The organism is Paracandidimonas soli, assembly GCF_004342005.1.
Classification (GTDB): Bacteria; Pseudomonadota; Gammaproteobacteria; order Burkholderiales; family Burkholderiaceae_B; genus Paracandidimonas; species Paracandidimonas soli.
Window position 1 is genome coordinate 78,218 of record NZ_SMBX01000006.1, and the last position, 12,216, is coordinate 90,433.

Sequence of the window (12,216 nt, forward strand, 5' to 3'; positions counted from 1 at the left end):
ATCGGGCCTCAGAAACGATAGCCCGCGTTCAGCGATACGGCCCAGTTGCGCCCGGCGGCGGGCTCGTAATAGCGCCCATTGCCTTCGTTGACGATAACCGAGCCCGCGTAATGCCGGTCGAACAGGTTGTCGACCCGGACAAAGGCATCCAGGTCCCAGTCGGAGCGGCGCAGGCGATAGCCGGTATAGAGGGCCGCCACGCCATAGCCTGGCGCGGATGCCGTGTTGGCCGAATTGGCCTGTATGCGGCTCTGGGCCCGCCATTCCATTCCGGCCTGCCAGCCCTGTTCGGGCGCCCATGCCAGACTGGCATAAGCGTTCTGGCGGGCGACGCCGGGAATGCGCGTGCCGTCGGTTCCCTGCGGATTGCGCAGCCGGGCATCCAGCCAGGTATAGCTGGCCTGTGCGACGAGGTCCCCGGCGACCCTGCCCGACCAGGACAGCTCAATGCCATGGCGGCGCGTATCTCCCGCATTGCGGAAAGTTGCGCGTCCGCCTCGCGATCCCGCGCTGACGATCTCATCGTTGGTATCTATCCGGAACAGCGCGGCTGTCAGCAGCCCTCCCAGAGCATTGTGCTTGACGCCGATTTCATAGTTGTTGCTGGAGGAGGGTTGCAGGGCGAAGTTCAGTCCCGGCTGCTCGTCGGGGCGGTAGGACAGTTCGTTGAACGTCGGTGTTTCGAAGCCGCGGCCCGCAGTGGCATACAGGCTGGTGTCCGGCGACAGGGCATAGCGCAAGGCGATCACCGGCAGCCACTGCTGGTAGCGCGCGCTTCCGCTGTCGTCGGGATTGCCGGGCCGGATGTAGTGGTCGCGCGAGCGGAAATGCACGGTGCTGTAGCGCAGTCCGGCATCCAGCGTCCATCGCTCGTCGATTTCCAGAGAAGCCTGCAGGTAGGGATCCAGGTTCCACAGAGTATTGGACTCGTCCCGGCGCAGCCCGCCCTTGACGCCCAGTTGCCCGGGAGCGCCGGCCGGTCCGGTGAAATTCTCGAAGCCTTGCCTGTGTTCTTTCATGTGGTCGTAGGCGACGCCGCCGACGAGGGTCAGGGGACGTCCTCCCAACTGGCTGCGCGCGGTCCAGCGCAGGTCCAGCCCAGCATAGTCACGGCCCAGGTCGATGACGCCGCCTGCGTGCGTCGGCGCTTGCTGCACGCTGTAGGGGATGGCCTGGTATTGCACGGTCTTGCGCTGGCCCGCATAGGCGATGGCCTGAAGCGTATGGCCGCCGGCCAGAGGCTTTTCGTAGTTCAGCCCGAGCTGCGACTGGCGCACGGTCTTGCGCGTATCGTAGAGCAGCGCATTGGATGCGACGCCGCGCGGATTGTCGCGGAAGTCCTCCTCCGTCAATCCCAGCGGGTCGTCCGCCTCCATGTCCACGTGATTGGCGATCAGCGTCAGCGCGCTGTCGTCGGCGAACTGGAAGCCCAGGCGGGCGTTGGCCAGCGTCTTGCTCGTCTTGCTGTGGTCGCGATAGCCGTCCAGCGTCATGCGGCTGGCGCTGAGGTTGTAGTCCGTCAGGCCCGTGGCGAGATCCGTCCCGCCGCTGGCCTGCAGGCCGTAGCGCCGCAGATTGTCACTGCCTGTCAGCAGGCTTGCGCCCACGCGGGGCCTGCCTTTGCCGGGCGCCGTCGCGACCTGGATGATGCCGCCTGACGAATTGCCGTACACGGCGGAATAGGGGCCGCGCAGGACTTCTACGCTCTCCGCCGACGCCAGGTCGATATTCGAGAGCTGGCCCTGGCCGTCCGGCATGGTGGCGGGGATGCCGTCCACATAGATGCGCACGCCGCGGATGCCGAAGGTGGAGCGAGCGCCGAAGCCGCGAATGGAAACTTGAAGATCCTGCGCATTGTTGTTGCGGTTCTGCGCCTGGATGCCGGGAACGGCGGCAAGGCTTTCCGAGAGATGGATGCCCGGCCTGCCTTGGAGCAGATCCTGTCCGTCGATGCGGCTGATCGAGGCGGGAGTGTCCAGTGAGGAGCGGGGAGTGCGCGTGCTTTGCACCAGTACGGGTGAAAGTTCGACGGTTTCCGCAGGTTGCGCCGCGGCAGCCTGGGAGAAACCTTGGGTCAGCGCAAACGCCAGCACGGCAGTGGGCATGGCCGCCCTTGCATGTCCAGGGGCGTTTTGAGCCGCTTCCGCCCGAAGCCGGGAGGCGGTTGGATTCAGGGCCGGTTGCCGGAAGCGGAGAGGGTCTTGTCGCACAATAATTGTATCAAATGAAAACAAGTCGTATTTACATCTATTGTACTAAGGGAAAGAGTAGAATTCTGCATGTGGAATCAATGATAGTTACATTTAGTGTATGCAAGTTCCTATATCGTCTTCGAGTCCCTGTCCCCGCCCCTGATGGGGCGGCTGTTTGAATGACGAAGAGAGGTATGTATGGCTGAGGAAAAACACCCGGCTCCAGCGCAACGGCACTGGATACTGGCGATTTTCGGTATCGTGCTGGCGTTGATCGGGCTTGTGCTGCTGATCCGGGGTGCGACGCTGGCCCTGCTTGGCGGTTCATGGTACTACGTTGCGTCCGGTGTGCTGCTGGCGGCGTCCGGCGTGCTGCTGGCGCGGCGCAAGGTCGCGGGAGCATGGTTGTTCGCGGTGGTATTTGCGGGAACCGTGGCCTGGTCCCTGTGGGAGGTCGGGCTTGCATTCTGGCCGCTGGTGCCGCGGCTGGCGCCCGTGCTCGTGCTGGCGCTGATCCTGGCGCTGCTGTTGCCCGCGCTGACGTTCGGGCGGGTGCGCCGGAGCGCCCATGTCCTGGCGGTGGTATTGCTTGTCGCCCTGGCGGCCGGAGGCGCCGCCATGTTCAAGCCGCATGGCGTTGTGCAGAATCAGTTTGCTGCGGCTGCGGTCGGCGGACAGGGCGATAAGCCGGGCAACTGGCAGTTTTACGGCAATGAGCCCAGCGGCACGCGCTTCGCCGATGCGAAAGAAATCGACAAAGAGAATGTGGCGGACCTGGAGGTGGCCTGGACATTCCGCACCGGCGAGGTCGCCGGCAAGGGCGCCGAGTTCCAGAACACGCCGACGCAGATCGGCGACACCGTCTATGTCTGCACGCCGCTGAGCAAGGTATTTGCGCTGGATGCGGAGACCGGCGAGCAGCGCTGGACTTTCGACCCGCAGACGCAGGGAACGCAATTCTGGAACCGATGCCGCGGCGTCGGCTATTACGAGCCGTCCGCCGTGACGCATCCGGTACGTACGGGCGATGCCGCGCAGCAGCAGACGGATGGCGCGCACATCCATGGCGATGGCGCGGCGCAATTGTCCGTCCCCAGGCCCGAGGAGCCGGCCGGCGTGTGCACCCAGCGCATCGTGCTGACGACGGTCGATGCCCGCCTGATCCAGGTCGACGCCAAGACCGGCAAGCCATGCGAAAGCTTCGGCGACAAGGGCTTCGTCGATCTCAAGGCCGGCATGGGCGACGTCAAGCCGCATTTCTATTACCCGACTTCCACTCCGACCGTGGTCCGCAACCTGATCGTGATCGGCGGCTGGGTATGGGACGGCAAGGAAGTGGGCGAGCCTTCCGGCGTCATACGCGCCTTCAATGCCGATACGGGCGAACTTGCATGGGCATGGGATCTGGGCAACCCCGATGTGACTGGGCTGCCGCCCGCGGAAGGCTATACGCGCGGCACCCCGAACATGTGGTCCACGCCTGCATTCGACGATGAGCTGGGTCTCATCTACCTGCCGCTGGGCAATGGCACGCCGGACTTCTGGGGCGGCCATCGTTCCGAGGCCATGAATGAGTACGCTTCTTCCATCGTGGCGCTGGATATCGCCACCGGCCGCGAGCGCTGGAAATTCCAGACCGTGCATGCGGACACCTGGGACTACGACGTAGGCACGCAGCCCGCGCTGTACGACATCCCCGACGGCAAGGGAGGTGCGACGCCTGTCGTCATCCAGGCCACCAAGACAGGCCAGGTCTTCGTGCTCGACCGAAGGGACGGCACGCCTGTGGCCCAGGTGGAAGAGCGCCCCGTGCCGCAGCGCCATGCCGAGGGCGATATCGTTGCCCCGACGCAGCCATTCTCTGTCGGCATGCCTTCGTTCGGCGGCGATGTGCTGGCGGAGAAGGACATGTGGGGCGCGACGTTCTTCGACCAGCTGGAATGCCGCATCGCTTTCCGCAAGCTGAACTACGAAGGACCCTATACTTCGATCATGCCGAACGAAACGACGCTGATCTATCCGGGCTACTACGGCGGCATGAACTGGGGCGGGGTCGCCGTCGACGAGCAGCGCGGCTTGCTGATCCTGAACGACATCCGCATGCCGCAGATTGCAATGCATGTTCCGCAGGGGAGCGCGACACCCGAGCAGATCGCGGCATTCTCGCTGGATGGCGCCGTTCATAACCAGGCCGGGACGCCGTACTCCACGATTCGCGGCGGCTTCTATTCCGCGCTGGGCGTGCCTTGCCATGCGCCGCCATGGGGCACTCTTTCCGCTGTCGATTTGAAGACGGGCAAGCTCGTGTGGCAGCGTCCCGCAGGCTCCATCGAGGACACCCTGCTCAAAGGTGTGCGCGTCAAGGCTCCGATCCCGGTGGGAATGCCGACATTGGGCGGCCCGATCGCAACGTCGTCGGGCCTGGTGTTCTATGCGGGCACGCAGGACTACTATCTGCGCGCCTTCGATGCCGAGACCGGCGAGGAGCTGTGGAAAGGCCGCATGCCGGTCGGGGCGCAGGCCGCGCCCATCAGCTATATCTCGCCCGAAACCGGGCGCCAGTTCGTCGTGATCGCCGCAGGCGGCGCACGCCAGTCTCCCGATCGCGGAGACTATGTCATCGCCTACGCGCTGCCGAAGAACTGAGCCGTTGCCGTAGTGCAGGCTCCGCCCTGAGGGGGCGGGGCTGCGCTATCATCCGGAGGGACGCTGCCAGCGTCCCTTTTGTGTTCATCGGCGCATTCAGATGCATCCGGGAAAATACGACAATGGAAAAAATGCGGCTGGACAAGTGGCTGTGGGCGGCCCGGTTCTACAAGACGCGCAGCCTTGCCGCGCAGGAGATAGGCAAGGGAAGGGTGCTGGTCAATGATGCGCCGGCCAAGCCCGCGCGCGAGATCATGACCGGGGATTGCATCCGGATCAGGAAGGACGATCCGGAAATTGCCGTGCATGTCCGTGCGCTCAGCTCCGTGCGAGGGCCGGCTCCCGCGGCTCGCCTGCTGTATGAAGAAACGCCAGAAAGCATCGAACGCCGCGAGGCTGCGGCGCAGTTGCGCCGCATGGCGCCGGAACCCGCGGCCAGCCTGACCGCGGGCCGTCCGACCAAGCGGGACCGCAGGCAATTGAGCCAGATGCGCGGCCGCTGATGCCTAAGCTTAGCTGCGATCCGATTTCAACGGGCAGGTGCTGGCGCCAAGCATCGTGTACAGGGGGCAGAACCTGAACAATCCCGTCAGCAGGGGAATCACGCCCAGCCAGCCCCACCAGCCGACGGTGCCGGTAGCCGCCAGGGCGATCAGGACAAGACCCGCGACGATGCGCAGGATACGGTCGATACCGCCTACATTGGATTTCATGAGCTTTCCTTGTTTGTGAGTGGTTAAGGGGTCAAGGACAGAAAATGGACTTGAGCGTGGCGATCAGCTTTTCGACATCCGGGTTGTCGATGCGGTAATGCAGGGTTTGCGCCTCGCGGCGGAATGCGATCAGGCCTTCTTCGCGCATTTTGGCCAGATGCTGCGACAGCGCGGACTGGCTCAGCGGCACGTATTCGAGCAGGGCGCCCACCGTCATCTCTTCGTATTCGATCAGCAGGCACAGCACCAGCAGGCGATGCTCATTGCCGACCGTGCGCAGCAGTGCGGCTGCGCGGGCTGCGCCTTCCTGCATGAACTGCCGGCCGGCTTCATTTTCGGTAGCGTATTTATGTGGTGAAATCATCGATTGATCTTGCATTGTATTTAAGTTTTTCCTAATTTAGCATAAACTAATAAAAAACACAGGCCCTTGAGGATGTCATGAGTACAGCAGTCCAACCACAAGTCCAGGCGTTTTTCGATGAGTCGACCAATACGGTCAGCTATCTGGCGTGGGATCCGCAAACCAGGCAGGCGGTCGTCATCGATCCCGTGCTGGATTATGACCATGCCAGCGGCAAGGCTTCGGTGCGCTCGGCCGATGGTATTCTCGCCGCGGCCAGGAACCAGGGTCTGACCATTGCCTGGATTCTGGAAACGCATGCGCATGCGGATCACCTGAGTGCGGCTCCCTACCTGAAGCGCCATACCGGCGCGCCGGTCGCCATCGGCGAACACATTCGCAAGGTGCAGTCGATTTTCCGCCCTGTGTTCAATCTGGACAACGTATCCTGCGATGGCAGCGAGTTCGACCGGCTGTTGCAGGATGGCGAAACGCTGCAAGTCGGCGGCATGCACATCGAGGTCATGGCTACGCCAGGCCATACGCCTGCGTGTGTGTCCTATCGCATCGGAGATTCCGTATTCGTGGGAGACACGCTGTTCATGCCGGACTACGGTACGGCCCGTGCGGACTTTCCCGGAGGCTGTGCGAAAACGCTCTACCGCTCGATTCGCCGTCTGCTGTCGCTGCCGCCCCGGACGAGACTGTTCATGTGCCACGACTACAAGGCGCCCGGACGCGATACCTATGCGTGGGAAACCACGGTGGAGCAAGAGCGCATGCACAACGTCCACGCGCACGATGGCGTGGGCGAAGAGGAGTTCGTCGCCATGCGCGAGCGCAGGGATGCCACGCTTGCGGCGCCGGCCCTGTTGCTGCCATCCATCCAGGTCAATATTCGCGCGGGAAAACTGCCTGCGGCGGAATCCAATGGTGTCCGATATTTGAAAGTGCCCGTCCGTCTGGACGGCGGAGAGGCGGCAAGGCCTGCATGATTTTCCCGCTTCCCGGCCGTTTTGCAGGCCGGCTGTCAGGTGGGCAGGCTGGTTGACGATGTTGCAGTGATGCTGTGAAGCGTTGGCGGGCGAGACATTCCACGCCTGCGGCGGAAGTGGAACGTACAGGACGAGATGCCGTCGAGAGTGATGGCAGGGGCTTCTTCATGCCTGTTTTTGTGACAAAAATTATCTTTTGGAATAAAACATAACATGAAAAAAGAACGGAATATCCTCTTGGATGAGGCGTTCGGCAGCGTGTCCGACCCTCGGCGCAGGGCTGTGCTCATGCTGGGTGCAGTTGGTCTTGCCGGCGTTGCGCTCAAGCCGGGCCCGGCCGCGGCGGAAAAGGTGCGCAGCCAGGCGCATATCGTCGTCGTTGGCGCCGGAGCCGGAGGCCTTGCGGCGGCGTCCCGGTTGTCGTCGTTGCTGGATGGCGCAAAAATCACCTTGATCGATGCCCGCAAGCGGCACTTGTACCAGCCGGGTTTCACGCTCGTGGGCGCAGGTGTCAAGCAGAAGGAGTATGTGATTTCCGAAACCGCCGAATACATACCTGCAGGAGTCGAGTGGCTGGAGACCAGGGTTGCCGAAATCGATCCGGACGGCAATAAGGTGGTGACGGAAACCGGACAGTCCATTGCCTACGACTTCCTGGTCGTGGCGGCGGGCCTGCAGCTGGAATACAGCCTGATCGAGGGCATGGACGAATCCCTGATCGGCAAGGAAGGCATCGGCAGCATCTACCACAGCCCGGAGGGCGCGCAGGCTACCTGGCAAGCCATGTCCGCTTTTGCCGACAAGGGCGGGCGCGGCATATTCCTGCGTCCCGCGACGGAAATGAAATGCGCCGGCGCGCCGCTGAAGTACACCTTCCTGACGGACGATCATCTGGTGCGCAGGGGGAATCGAGGCAAGGCCGAGATCGTCTACAACGCAAACAACAAGGTGTTGTTCAGCGTGCCTATCGTATCGGAGAAAGTGCGGATGCTGTTTCGTGAAAGAGGCATCCGCGTCAATTACGAGCGTGTGCTGCAATCCATTGATCCCGGCAGGCGCATCGCCACGTTCCGCACGCCGGATGGCACGGAGGAACAGGACTATGACTTCATTCACGTCATTCCTCCCATGCGCGCGCCCGATGCCGTGCGCAACAGCCAACTGACCTGGCGGCAGGGCGCCTGGGCGGACGAGGGCTGGATGGAGGTCGACAAGGGTACCCTGCGCCATGCACGCTATCCGAACGTGTTCGGCGTGGGCGACATTGCCGGCGTCCCCAAGGGCAAGACGGCCGCCAGCGTGAAGTGGCAGGTGCCGGTGGCGGTGGAGCATCTGGTGGCCGACATCGCAGGCAAGACGTCCGATGCCTTGTACGAAGGCTATACCTCGTGCCCCCTGATCACCCGGCTGGGCCGGGCGATGCTGGTCGAGTTCGACTACGAGAACAATCTCGTGCCGTCGTTTCCCGGCGTGATCGCGCCTCTGGAAGAACTGTGGGTCAGCTGGGTCATGAAGACCATGGCGCTGAAGCCGACCTACATCAGCATGCTGCGCGGCCGCGCTTGAACTTGGGAGAGAACAATGAAAGACATGGATCCTTTGATTCTGCTGGCCGTATTCCAGGAAATGCTGGGACCGTTGCTGTGGGTCCTCCTGGCCATCGTGTTGTTCGCCACCCTGTCTTTTGCGGTGCTGGTGTGGCGCGAGCGCGGACTGTCCGCCCGGCGCATGCTCAGGGCGCAGGTGCTTGGCATTCCGGGCGGAGTTCTCGCGCTGGTGTTGATGGCGCAGGTTTCGTCGTCAGGCTTTACCGATGCCGGCGGACCTGCGGACTGGCTCCTGATCGCGCTGGTCTTCGGTCTTGGGCTGATCGGCTCGACCGTGCTGTTCTATGTGGTCGGCGGATGGCGAACGTTGTGGCGGGGCAGGGCGGGCTGAGCATGTTGCGTAGCCGCGGGAACCGAATGGCATAATCATGCTCTAACCATGCTGTGGGAATTTCCAGATTGTTTCAGGCATGAAATTGCAATTGCCGCTCTTGCGCAGAAGGGCGTGGATACTGCTGTCGCTGTTCTTCGCTGCGATACTGGCGGTGGGCTATGTGTCGCTGGATCGCTGGCAGCGCGACCTGATATTTTCCGTCCAGACCGACGTGCGCACCTGGTGGCGCGAGCCGTTGCCGGACACGGAAATTTTCGATCTCGCCATGCCCAGCGGCGAACATGTGCGTGCCTGGTACTGGCAGCATGAAGACCCTGACGCCCCGACTGTGCTGTATCTGCACGGGGCGCGCTGGAACCTGAATGGCAGCGCGTTCCGCTTCGAGCAACTGACGCGATTGGGCTTCTCGGTACTGGCCATCGACTACCGGGGATTCGGCGAGTCTTCGCCCCGGCTGCCTTCGGAGCGATCCGCACGCCAGGATGCATGGCTTGCCATGCAGGAGCTTATGCGCCGCCAGCCGCAGCCCGAGCGCCGATTCATCTATGGCCACAGCCTGGGCGGCGCCATCGCCATCGACCTGGCGACGCGCCTGGACGATTCAGAGTTCGCGGGCCTGATTGCCGAATCGACTTTTACCCGTATTCAGGACATGCTGGCTTTGCAGAGGTGGGGCAATATTCCCGGCCTGCGCTGGCTGGTGACGCAGTCCTTCGATTCGAGGTCGCGCCTGGCGGAATTGAACCGGCCGCTGCTGTTGATCCACGGAACCGCGGATCGCACCGTGCCTCATGAAATGAGCGATCTGCTGTACACGGCTGCCGCCCGGGCGCCGCGCCCGCCCAGCGGCCTGCTGAAGATCGACGGGGGATCGCATTCGGGTTCGGGCAGGGTTGGGGCCGCATATGCCGATCCGGTCAGGGAGTTCGTTCAGACTGCCGGCGCCATGATGCTGCAGCGACAGACTGCGCTGCGATAGCGTTCTTGCGCAATGCCTTGGGCGGCAACGGGTTTCCGTATACTACCGCTACGCTTTCCCCTTGACAGCGTCTTCATGCAATGACTCGTTGAGCTGATCCACGATGGTGGTCCAGGCGGCGTCGGCCTTGAGCGCCTCGGCCAGGAACTGCTGTTGTCCTTCGTTCCAGAAAGGCGCGTCGGCGATCATCACGTCGGCGGGCAACTGATGGCTGGCAATGAAGTCCGCAATGGCCTGTTCATCCGCATCCAGGCCCAGTTGAAGAAAAAGATTGGTCATGCGCGGTTCCGTACTCATGGCATTCTCCTTGGCTCCTGTTGAATCGGGGATGTACGGAACCATGATAGCGGCTTTGCCGGAGATTGCGAAACACGGCGGACAGCGATGAGCGCAGACCGTCCGGCAGGCCGGGTTTGGAGGCGGGCCGTGGGCGTGGAGAGTCCAGTCAGGACTTGCCGCCGGCGGAAGCCGCAACCGGCGCCACCGAGCGAATCGTTCCCTGGTAGCCGGTCTTTTCGATTTCCGCCAGCAGCGTTTCCAGCGGATAGCCTTCGGGCACGATGACCACGGCCTCATTGTTTTTCAGCGAAGCCTTGGCCTTCTCGACTTCAGGCAGGGAGCGCAACGCCTTGTTGATGGCCGTGACGCAAAGAGAGCAGGTCATGCCTTCGATGTGGATAGTGACGGATTGCGCGGACGGCTCCGCACCGAACGCCATAAAAGGCCAAAGGCACAGGGCGAAGACGAGATGTTTCAGCCGGTTCATGATCATGCGACTCCAGAAATGCATCGACGCGTCTGCGGCCCGTTCAGTCCAGCAGCCACGGCAGGACAAAAGGGTAGGACAGCAGGGCGAGCGCCAGCAAGGCGGTGGCCCAGAAATAGACATGCAGGCGCCTGCGCGAATCCTGCCGCGCGCACACGGGCCGTTTTGAAATATACAGCCGGAAGAACGCGGCGCCCAGGCACAGCAGGGCGATCGCGGCCATGGGGGCCTGCAGCCAGCTCAAGCCGTTCAGCCCGGACAGCGCCGCGGCGGAAATGCCGAATACCAGATACAGCAGCGGCGCGGCGCAGCACAGGCCGGCGGCCAGGGAAGCCAGCAGCGCTGCGCCCAGCCCCCACCGGACGGCGGCGGGGGCTGGCTCGATCGCGTCAGGCCTGTTCTTCGGAACTGTATGCATAAGTGAAGGCGGCCGCGTCGTAGTAGTCCAGGGGATCGCCGTCCGCTTCGGCATAGGGATAGCCGAAGTTGTTCAGCGGACCGATCTCCGGCTGCGGATCCAGCAGGAAATCCCTGCCGTAGTTGAAACCCACCCAGTTCATGTCCCAGTTGCCGAACAGGTAGTCGTTGACGGCCTGGACGCCGGCATCGGCGTGCTTCTTGTTTTCCGTCAGGCGCATCTTGGTAACGTCGGCGGGATCGCAAGGCACCCAGCCGAATCCCGCCAGGTAGAACTGCGCGCGGCAATGCTGGCCGCCGGTGACGTTGGAATTTCCATTTTCATCCGCCGAGCCGAATGCGGTCTTGGAATAAGGTTCCAGCACGCCGGGGCGGCCCAGGCGGATGCCGAACATTTCGCGCGCGGGAATGCCGGCGGCGCGCGCAAGGGCGACGAACACGGAGCTCATGTCCGTGCACTTGCCGTAGAGCTTGCCGCTGGTCAGGATCTCGCCGACGTCGCCCGTGCCGCAGCCGATGACGCTGTTGTCGCGTTCCATATTGGCGGCGACCCAGTCATGGATCAGGCGCGCCTGCTTCAGTGGGTTGGTTTCGGAACCAATGATGCGGTCCGCGTATTCCTTCACGATGCCGTCGATCTGGATATGACGGCTTGCGCGCAGATAGATATCCAGCTCGGCCGGGTACTGGATCTGTGCAGGAGGCTGATAGCCGTCCAGAAGGCCTTGCCTGGCCGGTTCCCAGTCCCAGGTTTCGATCAGCATTTCCACCTTGAGATTCATGGGACCCTTGCAATCGTCCCAGCGCGCCAGCAGGGTCTTGGCGTTGAACTCGTTGTCGCTGGCGAGATAGGCTTGCTGCGCATCGCCCGACCACTGCAGCTGCCGCAAGGACTGGAAGGGAGCGGCATCTTCCGGGATAGGAATCCACAGCTGCATGGCTCCGTCGGAGCCCTCGGGCGCCTTGAGAGCGTAGGTTTGCGTCAGGCGGAAACGGCGCGAGCCTTTTGGGGCCGGCTCCTGGCTGACTTGCGCGTGCGACAGGATAGGGGCCAGGGCGCCGGCTGCGCCCAGCAGCGCGGTGTTGAGAATGAATGAGCGTCGGTTCATGTCTGTTCTTTCTTGTGTTGTCGGGCCTGTTCGTGTTCCAGACAGGCGAGCGGAAACGCACGCCTGTCTGCCGCAGCAGCGCCGGAATCATTGAAAAGAGGAATGTCAGGGCCCG

Annotated in this window: 13 protein-coding genes; 6 read left to right on the top strand and 7 right to left on the bottom strand. The window is 62.9% G+C overall.

The annotated features are described in order from the left end of the window. Window positions 1-8: 8 nt before the first annotated feature. Window positions 9-2,105 carry a TonB-dependent receptor gene (locus tag EV686_RS12535; protein ID WP_132477289.1) on the bottom strand — a complete coding sequence of 699 codons (2,097 nt, stop codon included), beginning with the start codon at window positions 2,103-2,105 and terminating at the stop codon, window positions 9-11. Between the two features lie 285 nt (window positions 2,106-2,390). Here EV686_RS12535 and EV686_RS12540 point away from each other — a divergent pair, with 285 nt between their 5' ends. Then, the gene (locus EV686_RS12540; protein WP_132477290.1) at window positions 2,391-4,838 is read left to right on the top strand and encodes a membrane-bound PQQ-dependent dehydrogenase, glucose/quinate/shikimate family; all 2,448 of its coding nucleotides are present in this window, start codon (window positions 2,391-2,393) and stop codon (window positions 4,836-4,838) included. A 122-nt stretch (window positions 4,839-4,960) separates the two neighbouring features. Beyond that, the gene (locus tag EV686_RS12545) at window positions 4,961-5,341 is read left to right on the top strand and encodes an RNA-binding S4 domain-containing protein (protein ID WP_132477291.1); all 381 of its coding nucleotides are present in this window, start codon (window positions 4,961-4,963) and stop codon (window positions 5,339-5,341) included. A 9-nt stretch (window positions 5,342-5,350) separates the two neighbouring features. Here EV686_RS12545 and EV686_RS12550 read toward each other — a convergent pair whose 3' ends face one another. Continuing rightward, the gene (locus tag EV686_RS12550) at window positions 5,351-5,551 is read right to left on the bottom strand and encodes a YgaP family membrane protein (protein ID WP_132477292.1); all 201 of its coding nucleotides are present in this window, start codon (window positions 5,549-5,551) and stop codon (window positions 5,351-5,353) included. A gap of 31 nt (window positions 5,552-5,582) precedes the next feature. Next, window positions 5,583-5,915, bottom strand: coding sequence for an ArsR/SmtB family transcription factor (locus EV686_RS12555; protein WP_132477293.1), 333 nt, complete (start codon window positions 5,913-5,915; stop codon window positions 5,583-5,585). A 77-nt stretch (window positions 5,916-5,992) separates the two neighbouring features. On the opposite strand from EV686_RS12555, the gene EV686_RS12560 reads away from it, so the two are divergent. The 4 genes from EV686_RS12560 (at window position 5,993) to EV686_RS12575 (ending at window position 9,809) form a co-directional block, all read left to right on the top strand. Then, on the top strand, window positions 5,993-6,889 hold the full coding sequence (locus tag EV686_RS12560) for an MBL fold metallo-hydrolase (RefSeq protein ID WP_132477294.1): 897 nt from the start codon (window positions 5,993-5,995) through the stop codon (window positions 6,887-6,889). A 213-nt stretch (window positions 6,890-7,102) separates the two neighbouring features. Further along, window positions 7,103-8,455 carry an NAD(P)/FAD-dependent oxidoreductase gene (locus EV686_RS12565; RefSeq protein WP_132477295.1) on the top strand — a complete coding sequence of 451 codons (1,353 nt, stop codon included), beginning with the start codon at window positions 7,103-7,105 and terminating at the stop codon, window positions 8,453-8,455. 15 nt (window positions 8,456-8,470) lie between these two features. Next, window positions 8,471-8,827 (top strand): DUF5368 domain-containing protein, encoded by a 357-nt coding sequence (locus EV686_RS12570; RefSeq protein ID WP_132477296.1) that lies wholly within the window; start codon window positions 8,471-8,473, stop codon window positions 8,825-8,827. 79 nt (window positions 8,828-8,906) lie between these two features. Then, window positions 8,907-9,809 (top strand): alpha/beta hydrolase, encoded by a 903-nt coding sequence (locus tag EV686_RS12575; protein ID WP_132477297.1) that lies wholly within the window; start codon window positions 8,907-8,909, stop codon window positions 9,807-9,809. 48 nt (window positions 9,810-9,857) lie between these two features. Here EV686_RS12575 and EV686_RS12580 read toward each other — a convergent pair whose 3' ends face one another. The 4 genes from EV686_RS12580 to EV686_RS12595 all read right to left on the bottom strand — a co-directional run bounded on the left by EV686_RS12580 (window position 9,858) and on the right by EV686_RS12595 (window position 12,101). Continuing rightward, the gene (locus tag EV686_RS12580) at window positions 9,858-10,106 is read right to left on the bottom strand and encodes a DUF2789 domain-containing protein (RefSeq protein ID WP_132477298.1); all 249 of its coding nucleotides are present in this window, start codon (window positions 10,104-10,106) and stop codon (window positions 9,858-9,860) included. A 148-nt stretch (window positions 10,107-10,254) separates the two neighbouring features. Further along, window positions 10,255-10,575 carry a heavy-metal-associated domain-containing protein gene (locus EV686_RS12585; protein ID WP_207901766.1) on the bottom strand — a complete coding sequence of 107 codons (321 nt, stop codon included), beginning with the start codon at window positions 10,573-10,575 and terminating at the stop codon, window positions 10,255-10,257. A gap of 43 nt (window positions 10,576-10,618) precedes the next feature. Further along, entirely contained in the window at window positions 10,619-10,993 is a 375-nt protein-coding gene (locus EV686_RS12590) for a mercuric transporter MerT family protein (protein ID WP_132477299.1), read from the bottom strand. Beyond that, window positions 10,965-12,101, bottom strand: coding sequence for a transglutaminase-like domain-containing protein (locus EV686_RS12595; RefSeq protein ID WP_132477300.1), 1,137 nt, complete (start codon window positions 12,099-12,101; stop codon window positions 10,965-10,967). The genes EV686_RS12590 and EV686_RS12595 overlap by 29 nt, the downstream gene beginning before the upstream one ends. Window positions 12,102-12,216 lie beyond the last annotated feature (115 nt).